Below are 17,219 nucleotides of genomic sequence, written 5' to 3'. Positions count from 1 at the left end.
CGGGTTGTCGAATTTCGGAATCGGCGAGGGGTCCATGACGTAGCGATCGTTGACCTTAACCGGATAGGCATAGGTGGTGGCGATATGGCCATAACGGGCGATATCCTCATACAGTTTCACCTGCATGATCCCGTACTCTTCCAACGCATGCATGGTGCGGGTTTCGGTCTCACGCGGCTCAATAAAGCGCAGCGGCTCCGGGATCGGCACCTGGAAAATCAGCACCTGATCTTCTTCCAGAGGGGTCTCAGGAATGCGGTGACGCGTCTGGATCAAGGTTGCGTCTTTGGTGGCTTCCGTGGTGGCTGCACCGCTGACACGCTGGAAGAAGCGACGGATCGATACCGCATTGGTGGTGTCATCTGCGCCCTGGTCAATCACCTTCAGTACGTCGCTGTCACCAATAATGCTGGCGGTGATCTGAATACCCCCGGTACCCCAACCGTACGGCATTGGCATCTCACGCCCGGCAAACGGCACCTGATAACCCGGAATCGCGACCGCTTTCAGAATGGCGCGGCGAATGGTGCGCTTAGTTTGTTCATCCAGATAACCGTTGTTATAGCCGGTTAACTCACTCATCGTTTTGCTCCTGAACCTGTTCGCGCAGCCGTTTCAGCAACTCAAGCTCCGCCTGGAAATCGACGTAGTGCGGCAGTTTCAGATGCGAAACAAAACCTGCCGCTTCAACGTTGTCCGCATGTGACAGCACAAACTCTTCGTCCTGTGCCGGGCTGGCGATCCGTTCGTTGTACTCCGGGGCCTGCAAGGCACGATCGACCAGCGCCATCGCCATGGCTTTACGCTCTGAACGACCAAACACCAGGCCGTAACCACGGGTGAAGTGCGGCTCACCTTCGGTTTGCGTGGTAAAGCCATTGACCATTTCACACTCCGTCAGCAGGATTTCGCCGATATCGATCTCGAAACCCAGCTCTTCCGGGCAGATGGATACGCTGAGATAGCCGGTGCGGATCTCACCAGCAAACGGATGGTTACGTCCGTAGCCGCGCTGGGTCGAGTAGCCCAACGCCAGCAGGAAGCCTTCGTCGCCGCGCACCAGCTGTTGCAGACGGGCGGCGCGGCTGGCGGGATAACCTGGTGGCTCACGGGTGATGTCACAAGGCTCACTGCCGTCATCCTCTTCACGCGCCGCCAGCCCCTCACGGGTCATCATGCTGAACACATGCGGACAATGCTCTGGCAGCGACTGATCGTCGCGCGGTGCAGCAGGCGTCTCGCCATTGGCCAGCAGCGTGAAATCAAGCAAACGATGGCTGTAATCGTATGTGGGGCCCAGTACCTGACCGCCAGGTAAATCCTTATAAACCGCAGAGATACGTCGTTCGATGCGCATTTCATCGGTTTCCAGCGCCAGACTGTCGGCCAGGCGTGGCAAAGTTGTGCGGTAGGCACGCAGCAGGAAAATGGCTTCCACCATGTCGCCGCTGGCTTGCTTAATTGCTAACGCGGCTAACTGTGGATCGTAAATACCGCCTTCGGTCATCACGCGATCCACCGCCAGACCGAGCTGGCCAGCAACCTGATCGCACCCCAGCTCGGCCACATCGCGGTCGCCACGGCGTAAATCCGCCTGTAGCTCGTGCGCACTGGCTATCGCCTTTTCGCCCCCTTTAACCGCGACGTACATCAGCACACCTCCACATCGGTGGTGCGAGGCAGTGCCATCATCGCTTCACCACAGGTGAAAATCAGATCAACACCCAATGGGAAGGGATGGGGGCGCTCACGCAGATAGGTCAGAATCGCTTCCGGCAGTTGTGGTGCAATCGCGCGGGGTTCACGCAGCCCAGGGCCAGACAGACGCAAGGTTAAACCGCCGTTAAGCGCAGGCACTTCGATGATCAGCGTGGTGCTTTTCTCCGGTGACATATTGTCGCCGGCCGCAAACTGCGCCGGATCGGGATTGGCAGCCGCATGAGTGAGGGCAAAAGGCGCATCACGGTGTTCAACAATCGGCACACCGGTATGGAAACGCAGGTTGCTGCGCAGCATCTCGCTGTCAATGCGGTTGTCTATCCACAACGCGCTCTCCTGATCCACCAGCGTCAGTAACACGGCGGTTGCCGCAGGCGACAAATCGCCCCAACCCTGTTGCAAGGGCAGAGAGACCATAACGCCTGGCTCGCTCATGGCTTTCAGGATGCGGCGGAAGGCACGCTGTGAATCGGCAACCGGATGGTTAAAACTGGCCAGTAATGTCATGAGTTATCTCCGCGAACCAGCGTAAAGAAATCCACTTTAGAGCTGGCGATTTCACGCGCGCGCAGCTGACGCTGCTCTTCTCGCAGTGCCGCCAGCGGGGCAATTAATTTTTCCTGTAACAGCGCGTGGGTTTCTGGCTGTTGCAGCAGCGCGTCGATCAACGCACAACGTTCGGCGTGCGCTTTATCGCGTCCCAGCACATAACTAAAACCCAGGGTGCCATCGTGCAGTTTCACCACTGCACGCGTGACGGTGGCATCGCCCATCACGAAGCGTTTACCGCTTCCCCCCATGCGCGCTTGCAGGCGAGTCAATCCGGTTTCAGCCGGACGCACAGACTCAAAATCACTATTGAGGTGCAGCGACTGCCAGTGGGCATTCAGGGTGTTGGCGTCACTGTGCGCCAGCACCGCAAGCCAATGCTGGCGGGCGGTTTGCTGTTTCATTCATGCTCCAGGGTGAGTTCAATCATGTCGCCACGCGTCAGGCTGACGGAGTATTCCGCTACCTGGCCGTCACGGTGTTTATTCAGGGTGCGCACACACAACAGCGGTGACTGCAGCGCAATCTCCAGCTGTTTACACTCTTTTGCCTGTGCGCGGCGGGTACTGATACGGGTTTGCGAACGGGTCAAATCCAGGCCCAGATGCTGCTGCATATAGTCGTGCAATGAGCCGCTCTGAAACTGTTGTAACGTCGGCCACCAGCTTAATTCAGGCAGAAAGTGGTTAATCACACACACCGGCACGCCATTGACACGGCGCAGGGTGCGCAGGTGAATCACGTTGTCACCTTCATTGATGGCCAATGCGCTGGCCACATCGCTGCTGGCCGGACGCAGCACTGCTAACAAGCGTTCACTGGTGGGATGACTGCCCTGCTCTAACAGGTTCTGACTGAAGCGCGCCTGCGCATGCAGTGGGTAATCGTAAGGGCGCATCAGCACCAGGATGCCGACACCGTGACGACGCTGCAGCAGTCCCTTATTGACCAGTTCATCCACCGCACGACGCAGTGTGTGGCGGTTAACTTCGTAGTGATCGGCCAGCTGTTGTTCGGAAGGCAGATAGTCACCGCAGCGATAACGCTCTTGCAGTGCCTGCTCCAGTTGGGCGGCGACCGCCTGATATACAGTGGTCGGATGTCTGGATATCTCCATCACGCTCAATACCTCATTCGCTTCAGGTTGAGGAACGCAGCAAAGGTTGCTGCGGGATGGCGACTACAGTGCGCGAGCCAGATGACAACGCCGTGACGGCTCAATGACGCGAGGATGAATTTGAATTAGGACAGAAGAATTGAAGCGAAACGGCTGGCGTTTCAATAAAATATTTTTAACTGTTGCCTTTGTGACAGTCATCAAAAAAATTTCACTTATTTTCACTCATTTATCTATAGCCTTACAGGATGCAGCTTGCAGAAACTCTGCTAACTTATTAAGTGACCCCTCCTTGTTACGCGAACCCTGAAATGATTAACACAATAAAACTGTCCGACGGTTTTCGCCGCAATTTTGTTCGGGAAGTGATTTTGCCTTTAGTGGCGATTTTAGTTTTAACCTTTGCCGGAGCAGGTGTTGGCCTGTTTTGGGGCACCTCTTTGACCAACGATCAAGCGCGCTCGCAGCAGCAGCGAATGATTGAGGCGTCGTTTGCCCAAAGTCTGAGCGAACACCTGCGCCAGCTCCGCAGCCTGACGCGCTGGTCGCCGCTGGCGAATCAGCTGGCTTCAGGCACACCTGACCAAAACTGGCTGGATCAAAATATTGGCGGCTGGCTATACGATATGTTCGATCATCAACTGATTCTGCTATTGGATCGGGATAATCAACCGCTGGCAGTGTGGCGCAACGGCCAGCGTGTATCCGCCGACAGTATCGGCCATTACCTGCTGGATATGCTGCGCAGCCCACTAGTAGTGAGCAGCGATGAAGTGGCGGGACCCAGCGATCGCGCCGACTTTGTCCGTATTGGTCCGCGTGCGGCCGCACTGGCGGTGGGAGATATTAGTAGCACGCGGGAGGCGGGTCGCTATCGGCTGGTGAGCATTAAATTCCTCGATGACGGTTATCTGCGTAATCTGGCCGATCGCAGTCAGTTACAGCAGTTACACTTTAGCGACGGTACGCCGCAGAAAGGCACCGATGCACTTTACCAACTCAATTCACAACAGGGTGATGCCGTGGGCTATCTCACCTGGCAGCCTGATAAGCCGGGCGCACAAATGTTGCGGATGTTGGGGCCTTCTACCTTGCTGTCCGTGATTCTGATTACCTTACTGTGCCTGTTTATGGTGCGGCGTATTTGGACGTCATCACTTAACCTGTCACAGTCGCTGTTGAAACTGGGTGCCAGCGAAGCTCAGGCACAGCATCTGGCATTTCACGATGTGCTGACCGGTTTGCCCAATCGCGCTTTGGTGGAAGATCGCTTAACCCAGGCGTTGGCTGCATCTGCGCGACACGATCAACGGGTGGCGTTGCTTCTGCTCGATCTCGACCGTTTCAAAAACATCAACGATACCTACGGCCATCATGCAGGCGATGAACTGATCATAGAGGTTGCGCGACGTCTGACCCACATTCTGCGAGCCAGTGATACTGTCGGACGCATTGGCGGCGATGAGTTCATCATTATCATGCCGGATGTGGATAACATTGGTCAGGTGCAGGCGCTGGCAAAACGTATTATCAGCGAGCTCAGTGAACCCTATGATCTGCAAGGCAGTGAGGGTTGGGTGGGCGTGAGTATTGGGCTGGCATTAGCACCCAAAGATGGCATTGATCGTCTGGAGTTGATGCGCAAAGCGGATATCGCGCTGTATGAAGCTAAAAACAGCGGTCGCGGCCAGTATCGTCAATTTGAGAAAGTGATGGACGAATCGTTGCGCACCCGTCAGCAGATGGCGACAGACTTACGTCATGCATTAGTCAATTTCGCTGGGCTGCGCGTGTGGTATCAGCCATTGATGGAGATCAGTGGGCAGCGCGTAGTCGGCCTGGAAGCCCTGCTACGCTGGCACCACCCCGTTCGCGGTGACGTCTCGCCAGGTGACTTTATCGCCATCGCTGAGGAGACCGGGATGATTATTCCGCTCGGTGAATGGGTGTTGCGCGAAGCCTGTAAAACCTCATTAAAGCTGCCGCAGGTGATAGTGGCAGTGAATGTCTCACCGGTGCAGTTCCGCGCCAGCGGCTTTGTTGAACGCATTATTGAAATTGTGCGCGAAGAAGGCGCCAACCCACAGCATATGGAGCTGGAGATCACCGAAGGCGTGTTAATCGAAGATGAACACGAAGCGCGTAACAATATCATTGCGCTGCGCGAAGCCGGTTTCCGCATCGCGCTGGATGATTTCGGCACTGGCTACTCCAGCCTGAATTACCTCAGCACTTTCCCGGTGGATAAAATCAAGATCGACCGTTCGTTCACCCAATCATTGGGTGTCGCGCAAAACTCGACCGCGATTATCGAATCGGTGGTGCGGCTCGGACACGCCATGGGCTTAACCGTCACCGCCGAAGGCGTCGAGACCGAAGGCCAGAAAAACGCCCTCGCCGACGCTGGCTGCAATCAGTTGCAGGGGTATTTATTCAGCCAGGCAGTGCCTTACGAAGAGATTGAGAAGATGGTGTAGTCCAGGTGCGCACAAATGCGCACCCTACGATTAAACAGTGATGCAACCGTAGGGTCGCCATTTATGGCGACCTCGAATCGTGGAATGCATTTCACTATATCGATAACGTCTCCTCGTTAAAACTTGGAAAGTCTGCATAATGCCCATGACAAGGAGGTCGTTATGCATTTTAGAAAATATCCCAGATTGAAAAATTTCGAATATAACTCTGCGGGCGCTTATTTCGTTACAATTATCTGCAAAAATAGAAATCCCTTATTTGGTGAAATCGAATCAAATCAATTGATACCTACTGCTCTTGGAATAAAAGTGATAACAGAATGGGAATCATTACCTGTAAAATATAATTTCATATTATTAGATGCATTTATACTCATGCCAAACCATCTTCATGGCATCATATGGTTACTTCCAGGAAGCCAACGTACAGTGTCTAACATCATTAATTTTTTCAAGGCAGGAGTGACGAGAGAAACAGGCATGAAAATTTGGCAGCGTGGGTTTTACGATCGTGTTATCAGAAATGAGAGTGAGTTATATGCAATCAGAAAGTATATTTTGGAAAATCCATTAAAATGGGAATTAGACCGTTTGTATAGATCAAGTGCGCATAAAAGCGCACCCTACATTTGACGGAATTATTCCTGTAGGGTCGCCATTTATGGCGACCTAAATGTCATTAGTGCGCATAAATGCGCACCCTACGATTGACGCAATTATTCCTGTAGGGTCGCCATTCATGGCGACCTCAAATAGATTATGACGGGAAATCCGTGTCTAACGACGTCTGTTTCCATGCCTCTATCTGTGCCAGACGCTCTTTCAGTTTGTTCGTCACCGCATCATAACCCCATGCGCCCATCACCAGATGGCGGGGAGGGTTGTCATGTTCAGTGATGGCAATCATCGCGGTCGCGGCGCGTGCGGGATCGCCCGCTTGCGTACCGCTGTAGGCGGAGGTGGCTTTCATACGTGCGGCAGCGGTATCGGCGTATTCTGGCAAGGTACTGGGGGTCTGATGCAACGAACGTCCCGCCCAGTCGGTGCGGAACGGGCCCGGTTCAACACAGGTCACATGGATGCCTAAGGGCGCGGCTTCCAGCGCCAGCGAATCAGACCAGCCTTCAACTGCATGCTTGCTGGCAGAGTAGTAACCTGAGCTGGCGAAGCCAATAAAACCGGCCACAGAGGTGATGTTAATCACATGCCCACGACGCTGCTTGCGCATCCCTGGCAGCACCGCGCGGGTTAAGGCGAACAGGCCAAACACGTTGGCATCAAATTGCGCGCGGATCTCGTTTTCATCGCCCTCTTCCACCGAACTTTGATAACCATAACCCGCATTGTTCACCAGCACATCAATGGTGCCGAACTTCTCATGTGCGGCGTGGACAGCGCGATGAATGCTGCTCTGATCGGTCACATCCAGCTCTACCGCCAACGCGTTCTGGTGGCCCGCAACCAGATCCTGCACCTTGCTGAGATCGCGTGCGGTGACTACGGTGTTGAAACCACGCGCAATGGTCTGTTGTGCCAGTTCACGACCAAAGCCGGTTGAGCACCCCGAAATAAACCAAACCGGTGTGTTTGCTGAAGCCATTATGAAATCCCCTTAAAGGCGCCCAATGAACCGTCATCGGGCAAGGTCAATAACTATGGCAAAGCCGCACCGCTGAGATTAGCGCTTAGTGCGAAGCGGGCATCATGGCGGGATAACGCTGCTGCAGTTCACTAAAAATCTCGGGCATCGGCCGCCCGGCATCCAACGCAACGGCTGCAAACACCTGCTGTTTCAGGAAATGCCGCCAGGTTATTGGCGCTGATGCCAGAAACGCCGTGAGCAACTGATAGCGCCCCACTGTCCAAACCTGTTCAAAAGCCGTCCGTGCCGGACCGTGGTCAAAGTGCTGGGCAATATCCACCCGCATCTCCGCGCGCAAACGGGCCGTGGCTGCATGATCAATTTCGCCCGCCTCAATCGCCACCCCGTAGCGGTCTCGTGCAACCTGCACAGAGACAAAACCACAGCGCACATCTTGCAGCACCGCCTCAGCGTCACGCTCTGCAGGCAAACCGTAGCCTCCTGCGCCAGGGCCGCGAACCTCGACGATATCGCCCGGCTGACAGCGGATTACATCGGTATTACCGTGTTCGATGGCTTGCCCGTTCCGCAGTGTGCGGAAGTGCGACAGTGCGCCCGACTCGCCGCCCAGCACCCCGGCCGAAGCAAACACCGATCGGTTGCGGTTACGCGCCGTGACCGTGGTATTCGGTGCGAACACTTCGAACGCCATCTCTGTCGCCAGACCGCCGCGATAACGCCCCGCGCCGGCGCTGTCTGCCGCCAGGCCATAGCGATGAAAATGAATCGGCACTTCCGCTTCGTTGATCTCAATTGGCGTGTTTTTCAGGAAAGCCGACAGCCCACCAGAGCCGTCTGGACCATCATGGCGCGGCGTTCCGCCTGCTCCCCCACCCACCGGGCCAAGCGAAGCCACCACGCTGCGATTCAAACTGTCGCTGGTGCGAATGTTCATGATTGAGTTACCGCCTGGAGAGTTGGCAGGAAGGCGTTCCGGCAGCGCCTGCGAGAACACCCCAATGGTCGCAATCTGCGATAAGGCGCAGGTCAGCGAGCGCATCCCCACGGCGGCAGGGGCTTCACAGTTCATCACCGTCCCCGGCGGCAGAATGGCACGCGTCGGCCGTAACGTACCCGCATTAAGCAGTAACTGGCGGTCCAGCGTGGAAAGCACGTAAGTCACCCCCACCAGCGCCAGAGGATGGCGCTCGCGTCCACCAGTTGGCATATTCAGTGATGATGTCAGTTGCGGATCGCTGCCGGTGTAATCCAGCTCCAGCGTGTCACCGCTGATGCGCAGAGTGATCGCCACGCGACAGGGGAAACCGCCCTCGCCATCCTCATCGGCAAAGTCTGCGTAGAAGTACTCCCCATCGGGAATGGTGGCGATGATGCTGCGCGCCTGCGCTTCCGCATAATCCAGAATGCCTTCAATCCCCTGGCGAAAATCCTCAATGCCAAAACGCGCAATGATGTCATGGATCTTGCGCTCGCCGACGTTCACCGAAGCAATCTGCGCTTTGAAATCGCCCCAGTTTTGATCCGGCGCGCGCACGTTGAGCCGCATGATGCGCGCCACTTCGTCATTCATTTCGCCGTTGCGCACCATCTTCAGCGGCGGAATGCGAATCCCTTCCTGCGCGATGTCGGTCAAAGAGCGCGACAGAGAAGCCGGTACGGCACCGCCGACGTCGGTGTTGTGAATGTGCCCCACCACAAAACAGACAATCTCCCCCTGATGGAACACCGGTTTCCAGATGTGAATATCGGGCGTGTGAGTCGCCACGTTGCCCGCGTAGGAATCATTGGTGATGCAGATATCGCCCTCGTCATAACTGCCGATCAACGCCAGCACCGGGCCGTAATCGATGCCACTGTACCAGGGCGCGCCAAAGCTGCGCGGAGACGCAAAAGCCAGACCGTCACGGCTGACGATTTGACAGGAAAAATCTTCAGTCTCTTTCACGAAGGTGGAGTGTGCCGTGCGCATTAGCGTGAAGGCCATGGCATCCGCGGCGGCGGCACAGTAGTTCGCCAGGATTTGCAGATTACGTCCATCAATAGCCATATCAGTTCGCCTCCACTGGGGTGATCAGCAGGTTGCCAAAGGTATCCACGTCCACCTGCATCTGTGGTGGTACGCAGGTGGTGCAGTCGTCTTGCGCAATAATCACCGGACCCGTCAACTGATGCCCGGCACGCAGCGTGCTACGGGCGATAACAGCCACCTGATGCGACGCGCCATCAATCCAGGCCGGAACGTATTTCACCACCTCAACCGGGGCTTCCGCTGCGGGTAACCTAATCAACTCAGGTTTCGGCGTGGGCGAGGCAATCACTAAACGCAGGTTGATGAGCTGAACAGGCGCTTTGGCATCAAAATGGCCAAACAGCTGATGATGCTGGCGATCAAACGCCTGATGCAGTGCAACCTTATTGGCCTGAGCCAGCCATTGCGGTTCCAGTGCCACTTCAATTTCAAACGACTGGCCGCGATAGCGCATGTCGGCGCTGAAGTGCAGCGTAAACGGCAACTGGGCACCGTGCTGTTCGGTCAGCCAGCCACGTGCGCGTTGGCTCAGTGCCTCCGCTTCGGTTGCCAGACGATCTGCCAGTACGTTGTCCAGATCGCTGTACAGCGTGCGGATAAAGTCATTGCGGATATCAGCCACCAGCCCACCCAAGGCTGACAGCACGCCCGGCGTCGGCGGCACAATCACGCCTTTCATGTTCAGTTCACGCGCGAGGAAGCAGCCCATCATCGGCCCGGCACCGCCAAAGGCGAGGAACCAAAACTCACGTGGGTCTAGCCCAAAACGTGACAACAGCCCGCTGGTGTCACCGTACATACTGGAGATCGCCAGTTCGATGGCGGTTTCCGCCGTCTCTTCCACCGTGATGCCCAGTTGGTCCGCCAGCGGTTGCCATGCGGCACGTGCGGCGTCGACATCCACTTTCACCGCGTTGTAACCGAGATCGCCGTGGCCGATCATGCCGCAAGCCGCAAAGGCATCGGTGGCGGTGGGTTGCGTGCCACCGCGTTGGAAACACACCGGACCCGGCAGCGATCCGGCGCTATCTGGCCCCATCTGCAGCACGCCTTGCTTATCGATCCACGCCAGCGATCCGCCGCCCTGCCCAACCGAGGTCACGGCCACTGACGGAATATAAATCGGAAAATCACCGATGATTTCCCCGTTGCCCTGCGCCACTTGCCCATCAATGATCACCGCCACATCGGCACTGGTTCCACCGATATCGAGACTGAGGATCTTGTCGAAACCGCAGGCGCTGGCGAGGAAGCTGGCCCCGATCACCCCCGATGCCGTGCCGGAGAGCACCATCTGTACGCACTCGCTTTTGGCCTGCTCAACCCCCATCACGCCACCGTTGGATTTGGTGATGCGCGGGGCTGGCTGCACGCCCATGGTGTGCAGCGCGCGTTCAAATGATTCGAGGTAGTGAATCACCATCGGCTGTACATAGGCATTGATGGTGGCGGTAATAGTGCGCTCGTATTCGCGAATAATCGGCCAGATATCGGCCGAACAGGAGGTGAGCAGTTCGGGTGCCACCTCATCGATAATGGCTTTCACCGCCGCTTCGTTGTGCCGATTGCGATAGCTGTGTAGCAACGACACTACTATCCCCTGACAACCTGACGCGCGGGCTTTTTCAATCGCCGCCAACACGCTGTTGCGATCCACTTGCTGCAAGACATTGCCGTGGCGGTCGGTGCGCTCTTTAATCGCAAACACCCGATCGCGGGAAATTAAAGGCGCTGGGCGGCGTGAAAAAAGGTCATGGATGTGCGGGATCTTCAGGCGCGCCAACTCCAGCACGTCGCAGAAACCCTCGGTGGCGAACAGCGCCAGCCGCACACCGCGACGCTGGATCACCGCGTTGATGCCCACGGTGGTGCCGTGGGTGAAGTAGTCAATGTGCTGCGGTTCAATCCCATCCCGCTGCTGCAACTGCGCCAGTCCGGTGAGAATTTCACTGCCCGGCTGATCCGGGCGCGACAGCACTTTTAAGGTATGAATCTGATTGGTCTGTTCATCCAGCACGGCGAAATCGGTAAACGATCCGCCAATATCAACGCCAACGCGGTAACCCATGGTGAGAAAACTCCATTATCAGGAGAGAGGAAATTCCATCAGTTTTTGTGGGTCCTGCACCACACGCCAGCCAAGACGTTGATACAGCTGATGGGCATCATTAGTGGAGAGCATCCAGCGGTGTACGGTGGCGAGTTCCGGGTGCGCACGCACGCAGGTCGCCAGCCAGCTTCCCAATCCATGACCTCGCCAGTTTTCGTCAATCATCACATCGCACAGCCAGCCGAAGCGGGTGTAATCCGTCACCAGGCGCGCGAAGCCAATTTGCTGTTGTTGGTGATAGACACCAAACGGCAGTGAGCCGGCAAAAGCGCGTTCGGTTTTGGCTCGTGGCTGGTCTTTGGCCCAGTACGACTTTTCCACCAGCTGTTGGTGGATGTAGTCCATGTCCAGACGCTGACGTTCGGTGGAGACAGTGAAGTCATCGCGCTGCCAGCTATGATCGGCAAGGGCTAAGAGGGTCATGGCAACTCCTTGTAAAGGGATAAATTAAGTGTACGGGTGCGCAGGAACACGGCGTGATTGAAGCCATGGCCTGAACAGTAAAGATAAAGGGAATTTACGGCGGGGAAGAAATTTTATGCTGTGGGGCTGGGGTGCACGTGGTCCCTTCTCCCGCTAGCGGGAGAAGGTCAGGATGAGGGCAGATTACACACCAAAATCAACCGGGTTATGTCTGGAAATCAACGAGCGCAACGGCACGCTGCTCTTCATAATCGGTGACTTAATCACAATATAACTGAAGTACTTATCGATGCCGATTTGCGCATCCAGCATCTTCTCAATCACTTCCTGGTAGTGCTCAATGCTGCGGGTAATAAAGCGCAGCAAATAGTCATAACCGCCGGTAATTAAATGGCATTCCATCAGCTCATCCACATCGCGCACGGCATTTTCAAATTTCATAAAGTCTTCGCGGCGATGGCCCGAAAGCGTCACTTCGGTGAAAACTGTTACGGAATCGGTGATTTTGGTCAGATTGATGTGGGCTTCATAGCCGGTGATAAAACCCGCCTGCTCAAGGCGTTTCACCCGTTGCAAGCAGGGGCTGGGCGAAAGACCTACGGCGTCGGCGAGATTGACGTTGCTGATACGGCCATCTTTTTGTAGTTGCACCAGAATATTGATGTCGATGCGGTCGAGTTTCATTAAGCCGTTCATAGCACCCCTCATTGTTGACCAATCGCGCAGGTTGTTACGATGGTATAACACGCTTTGACGTGGCGGCGCTAGCGTCTGCGCGCACCACGTTTTATTTTGGTCCAGTAAATAATTCCAGAGATATCAATGAGGAAGCGGGATTTATCCGAGACGACCGCTGGCACGCGCCAATGCAATATCAAAAATATGCAGCGCTTCTTCCAGTTGTGAATCTGTGGTTACCAGTGGTGCAAGGAAGCGTACGACGTTGCGATGCAGTCCGCACTTAATCAGCAGCAGTCCCTCCTGGCAGGCGCAATCGAGGATTTTTTGCGTCATCGCCGCATCAGGGCGTTTGGTTTCGAAGTCGATGATCTCCACCGCCTGCATAAAGCCCACGCCGCGCACTTCACCAATGCAGGCATATTTTTCCGCCAACTGCTGCAGACGCGCATTGAGTTGTTCACCCAGCTGATGACTGCGGGCCAGCAGATTGTCGTGCTCCAGCAGATCCAGCACCGCCAGTGCCGCCGCACAACCCAGCGCGTTTCCGCCGTAAGTGCCGCCGAGGCCTCCCGGTAACGGCGCATCCATGATCGCGGCCTTACCCACCACCCCTGAAATCGGCAAACCACCCCCGAGACTTTTCGCCACCGTCACCAGATCCGGCGTGATGCCAAGCTGCTGGAAGGCAAACATGGTGCCGGTGCGTCCAAATCCAGTTTGCACCTCATCAAGAATCAACACGATGCCGTGTTTTTCCGTGATACGACGCAGCGCCTGCATAAAGTTAGCGCCCGCAGGCAGGAATCCGCCGTCACCCTGCACCGGCTCGATAATAATGGCGGCCACGTGTTCCGGCATGATCTGTACCGCAAACAGCTGATCCAGTGCCTTCAGGCAGTCATCATCACTGACACCATGGAAAGCATTCGGATAGGGCAAGCGGTAGACTTCTGACGCGAAAGGTCCGAAGTTCTGTTTGTAAGGCTGGCTCATGCCCGTCAGGGTGCAGCCCAGCAGCGTACGACCGTGAAATGCGCCGTCAAACGCTATCACACCGCTGCGATTGGTGTGTGCACGGGCGATCTTCACGGCATTTTCTACCGCTTCCGCACCGCTGGTAAAGAACACGCTTTTATAGGCTTCTCCATTGCCCACTAAGGCATTCAGGCGCTGCGCCAACTCAATGTAACCTGGGTAAGCCACCACCTGGAAACAGGCGTGTGACACCAGACTGAGCTGTTTTGTCACCGCATTGACCACCGCCGGATGGTTATGCCCGACGTTGAGCACACCAATACCGCCGACAAAATCGAGGTAGCGATTGCCCTCGACATCCCATACTTCGCTGCCTTTCGCCCGCTCAATCACCAACGGATGCGCGGTGACCACACCACGTGGCACATTCTGCTCACGTGCATCCAGTAACAGGCCGTTATCGGTATACGTTTGCTGCTCCGCCATGACATTCTGCATTCTCAAAACCCTCATCCACGTAACGTTCGGTTGGCTCAAGTATCGCAACCCGTTGGTTTCTCACGCTGCTGTAATCACTACTGCAGCGGCATTTCCTGTCAAAATCTTCTGTCAATCAGCCGGGAAATTCTGCACGCAGCGCATGGCGGGCAATCGCCGTCAGTGCCTGAATACCGTGCGGGATTACTGCATCGTTAAAGTCGTAAGAGGAGTGGTGCAAAGGCTGGCTGGGTGCCGACCCTAACCACAGGTAAGCACCGGGCCTGGCCTGCAACATAAAGGCAAAATCTTCCGAAGTGAGAGCCGGTTGTTTTGCCTGCTGTGCGGGCATACCGGCTGCGTCCAGCGCCTCCAGAGCCAGCTGTGCCGCATCACTGTTATTCACGGTGGCCGGGTAGTAGCGCAGATAGCTCACCTCCGCCTGTAAACCGTGCGCCGCCGTAACATGCTGCGCCATCTCACGCAGGCGCGTTTCAATGATGTCCTGCGCGGCAGGGCTAAAGGTTCTGACCGTGCCGGTGATGCTGGCTTCCGCGGGAATCATGTTGTGTGAGAAACCGCCCTGCATGCGCGTGACGGTCAACAGGCCCGGTTCGCAAGGATCCAGTGCGCGTGCCACCAGTGTGTTGAGTTGCACCACCAGTTCACTGGTGGCCAGCAGGGTGTCGCGCGTCAGGTGCGGCTGCGCGGCATGTCCGCCACCCCCTTTCACGGTGATATCGAAACGGTCGGCCGCCGCCATGATCGCACCTGGTCGCGTCTGTATCTCGCCCAGCGGCAATTCTGGCCAGTTGTGCAGGGCAAACACCGCATCACAGGGAAACTGCTGGAACAGGCCATCGTCGATCATCGCCTTCGCGCCCGCCAAACCCTCTTCGGCGGGCTGGAAGATAAACACCAGCGTGCCGTCAAAATCCCCCTGCTGTGCCAGCTGGATCGCCGCCCCCAGCAACATCACGGTATGACCGTCATGGCCACAGGCGTGGCAGACATTGGCATGCACACTTTTCCAGGCTTGGGTGCCGTTATCCTGCATCGGCAGTGCATCCATATCGGCACGCAGACCGATCATGCGCGAACCCGTACCGCGCTTGAGCACACCGAGCACACCGGTTTTGCCCAGACCGCGATGCACCTCAATGCCGTGCTCCTCCAGCCGTTGCGCCACGATGCTGCTGGTGCGTGTTTCCTGATATCCCAGCTCGGGATGGGCGTGCAAATCCCGCCGCAGAGCGACTAATTGTTCCAGCTGCATCTCAGTATCCCCGTTTGCGATCGATAAGGCCGACCATCGGTTCGCCGCGTTGATAGCGGCGCAGATTATCCAGCAGTGCCGCCACTGCGCTGTCGGTTTGCGTCTGGCTGGCAATGTGCGGTGTCAACCAGATGGTAGGGTGCTGCCAGAATGGATGGTCCGGCGGTAAAGGTTCGGGGTCGGTGACATCGATCACCGCCGCACTCAGCTGCCCGCTGTCCAGCGCCGTGAGGAGATGGTCATCAACCAGTTGCGGGCCACGCCCTACCTGCACCAGTGCCGCCCCTTTGGGTAACTGGGCAAACAGTTCAGCATTGAGTAAACCGCGCGTGGACTCCGTGAGCGGCAGCAGACACACCAGAATGTCACTGTGGGCGAGAAACTCGCCCAATTGATCTGCACCATGCCAGCAGCGAACCCCCGCGATGTCACGCGGCGTGCGGCTCCAGCCGGCGCAGTCAAAGCCTAAAGAAACCAACTGCTGTAAGGATGCCTGGCCGAGTTCCCCCAAGCCCATCACCCCAACCCGCCGTTGATTTGCGGTACGAATCGCATGGGTTTGCCACTGCGCAGCACGCTGCTGCTGGAAATAGCGCGGCATATCACGATGCAGCCCCAGCACAGCAAAGGTGACGTACTCCACCATGCCTTGCGTCAGTCCCGGTTCGATCATGCGCACCACCGGTAACTCAGCGGGAAGCTGGCTGAGATCGAACTGATCTGCGCCCGCACCTACGGACAGCAGCGCTTTCAGATTCGGGAAGGTTGCCATCACATCTTCGGGCGGCTGCCAGGCGACCAGCAGTTCAACCAGCTCAGCGTCACCCACATCGGGCCAGATATGCATCTGCACATCCGGTGCATGTTTGGCTAGCCAGCGCTGCCAGTGTGCGCCGCGTGTCGCTTCGGACTTATAGACGATATGCATTAGGCCATCGCCTGGGTCATCAACCCAAACGCCTGCATCTCACCGGCCTGCGGTGACCACGGCATTCCCCGATACATGGTGGTAGGTGCATCCACGTTGACCAACCCAATACTTTCCAGCCAGCTCGCCAGCGGCAACGCACTGTCGGTATCGATGCGGACAAACTCGCCGCGTAAGCCCTGCATCAGGGCGGAGACCAGCGCCTGTGCGACGTCCACATTCAGTGCAATCACCGGACCAATCGCCCAGCCATGACCAAAACGGCGCAGGCTGGCAAAGCCATGTATCCGCTGTTGCGCATCCTGCAGTAACACCGTCTGGTGCTCGGCGATCAAGGTATTGATCAACCGCGCTCGCCACATGCCGTGTGCCTGATGGTCCAGTTCAGTCAGCCCTTCCGCATCCCCCACTTGCGCGTTGCGCAGCGTGAGGCCGCTCGGCAGGTTGACGGCTGGCTCAGCCGCTAGTTCGCGCGTCTGGTGCTGCTGAATAGCACCGGTAACCACAAAACCGAGCTTTTCATACAGCCCCTGACCCATTTCAGTCGCGTGCAGGCGAATGCAGCAATCCGGGAATTTCTCCATCACTGCCAGCATCAGCTGTTTACCGATACCGCGCCCCTGGCAGTCAGGGTTCACCACCACCAGACCAATGGTGGCGGCGCTATCGCCCCAGCGCCAGCCAAAGGCACTGCCGACAAATTTACCCTGCTCTTCGGCGACCACACCCTCACCTAACGCCAGCGCCTGCTGCCAGTCTTCACGGCGATGCGGCCACTTCAGTTGTTGAGTGATGGCATAGCCGTGTTCAATATCGTCCTGCGTCATGGCACGTAATCTGATGCTCATGTTCTGC

16 protein-coding genes are annotated in these 17,219 nt (G+C 56.6%); 2 read left to right on the top strand and 14 right to left on the bottom strand.

Features of this window, described 5'->3' with window-relative positions:
* From PSSD_RS17550 to phnF, 5 genes are all read right to left on the bottom strand, one after another.
* Window positions 1-582: alpha-D-ribose 1-methylphosphonate 5-phosphate C-P-lyase PhnJ (locus PSSD_RS17550; protein ID WP_058973113.1), on the bottom strand; the 582-nt coding region annotated here is incomplete at its 3' end.
* Window positions 575-1,651 carry a carbon-phosphorus lyase complex subunit gene (locus PSSD_RS17545; RefSeq protein ID WP_058973112.1) on the bottom strand — a complete coding sequence of 359 codons (1,077 nt, stop codon included), beginning with the start codon at window positions 1,649-1,651 and terminating at the stop codon, window positions 575-577. The genes PSSD_RS17550 and PSSD_RS17545, both read right to left, overlap by 8 nt.
* The gene (phnH, locus tag PSSD_RS17540) at window positions 1,651-2,226 is read right to left on the bottom strand and encodes a phosphonate C-P lyase system protein PhnH (protein ID WP_039332173.1); all 576 of its coding nucleotides are present in this window, start codon (window positions 2,224-2,226) and stop codon (window positions 1,651-1,653) included. Before phnH ends, PSSD_RS17545 begins: the two co-directional genes overlap by 1 nt.
* Window positions 2,223-2,672, bottom strand: a complete 450-nt coding sequence (gene phnG, locus PSSD_RS17535; RefSeq protein ID WP_039332175.1) for a phosphonate C-P lyase system protein PhnG — start codon at window positions 2,670-2,672, stop codon at window positions 2,223-2,225. Before phnG ends, phnH begins: the two co-directional genes overlap by 4 nt.
* Window positions 2,669-3,385: a phosphonate metabolism transcriptional regulator PhnF gene (phnF, locus tag PSSD_RS17530; protein ID WP_039332177.1), complete on the bottom strand. Its 717-nt coding sequence runs from the start codon at window positions 3,383-3,385 to the stop codon at window positions 2,669-2,671. Before phnF ends, phnG begins: the two co-directional genes overlap by 4 nt.
* 311 nt (window positions 3,386-3,696) lie before the next feature.
* On the opposite strand from phnF, the gene PSSD_RS17525 reads away from it, so the two are divergent.
* Window positions 3,697-5,862 (top strand): putative bifunctional diguanylate cyclase/phosphodiesterase, encoded by a 2,166-nt coding sequence (locus tag PSSD_RS17525; RefSeq protein ID WP_058973111.1) that lies wholly within the window; start codon window positions 3,697-3,699, stop codon window positions 5,860-5,862.
* 162 nt (window positions 5,863-6,024) lie between these two features.
* Window positions 6,025-6,495, top strand: coding sequence for a transposase (locus tag PSSD_RS17520; protein WP_058973110.1), 471 nt, complete (start codon window positions 6,025-6,027; stop codon window positions 6,493-6,495).
* A 124-nt stretch (window positions 6,496-6,619) separates the two neighbouring features.
* Here PSSD_RS17520 and PSSD_RS17515 read toward each other — a convergent pair whose 3' ends face one another.
* The 9 genes from PSSD_RS17515 to PSSD_RS17475 all read right to left on the bottom strand — a co-directional run bounded on the left by PSSD_RS17515 (window position 6,620) and on the right by PSSD_RS17475 (window position 17,212).
* Window positions 6,620-7,462: an oxidoreductase gene (locus PSSD_RS17515; protein ID WP_058973109.1), complete on the bottom strand. Its 843-nt coding sequence runs from the start codon at window positions 7,460-7,462 to the stop codon at window positions 6,620-6,622.
* Between the two features lie 85 nt (window positions 7,463-7,547).
* Window positions 7,548-9,512 carry a hydantoinase B/oxoprolinase family protein gene (locus tag PSSD_RS17510; protein WP_058973108.1) on the bottom strand — a complete coding sequence of 655 codons (1,965 nt, stop codon included), beginning with the start codon at window positions 9,510-9,512 and terminating at the stop codon, window positions 7,548-7,550.
* A 1-nt stretch (window position 9,513) separates the two neighbouring features.
* A complete protein-coding gene (locus PSSD_RS17505; protein ID WP_058973107.1) occupies window positions 9,514-11,562 on the bottom strand; it encodes a hydantoinase/oxoprolinase family protein in 2,049 nt (682 codons plus the stop codon).
* Window positions 11,563-11,580: 18 nt separating this feature from the next.
* Window positions 11,581-12,027 carry a GNAT family N-acetyltransferase gene (locus PSSD_RS17500; RefSeq protein ID WP_058973106.1) on the bottom strand — a complete coding sequence of 149 codons (447 nt, stop codon included), beginning with the start codon at window positions 12,025-12,027 and terminating at the stop codon, window positions 11,581-11,583.
* Between the two features lie 183 nt (window positions 12,028-12,210).
* Window positions 12,211-12,723, bottom strand: a complete 513-nt coding sequence (locus PSSD_RS17495) for an Lrp/AsnC family transcriptional regulator (RefSeq protein WP_058973105.1) — start codon at window positions 12,721-12,723, stop codon at window positions 12,211-12,213.
* 141 nt (window positions 12,724-12,864) lie between these two features.
* Complete coding sequence (gene gabT, locus PSSD_RS17490; RefSeq protein ID WP_058973104.1) at window positions 12,865-14,181, bottom strand: 4-aminobutyrate--2-oxoglutarate transaminase; 1,317 nt, start codon at window positions 14,179-14,181, stop codon at window positions 12,865-12,867.
* Between the two features lie 115 nt (window positions 14,182-14,296).
* A complete protein-coding gene (locus PSSD_RS17485; RefSeq protein WP_201023831.1) occupies window positions 14,297-15,430 on the bottom strand; it encodes a M20 aminoacylase family protein in 1,134 nt (377 codons plus the stop codon).
* A gap of 7 nt (window positions 15,431-15,437) precedes the next feature.
* A complete protein-coding gene (locus tag PSSD_RS17480; RefSeq protein ID WP_058973102.1) occupies window positions 15,438-16,364 on the bottom strand; it encodes a 2-hydroxyacid dehydrogenase in 927 nt (308 codons plus the stop codon).
* Complete coding sequence (locus PSSD_RS17475; RefSeq protein WP_058973101.1) at window positions 16,364-17,212, bottom strand: GNAT family N-acetyltransferase; 849 nt, start codon at window positions 17,210-17,212, stop codon at window positions 16,364-16,366. Before PSSD_RS17475 ends, PSSD_RS17480 begins: the two co-directional genes overlap by 1 nt.
* Window positions 17,213-17,219 lie beyond the last annotated feature (7 nt).

Origin of the sequence: Type-D symbiont of Plautia stali (genome assembly GCF_001485335.1) — a bacterium.
Taxonomy (GTDB): domain Bacteria; phylum Pseudomonadota; class Gammaproteobacteria; order Enterobacterales; family Enterobacteriaceae; genus Pantoea; species Pantoea vagans_C.
The sequence above is the reverse complement of the archived record's forward strand: the minus strand, read 5'-3'. Positions and strand labels throughout refer to the sequence as shown.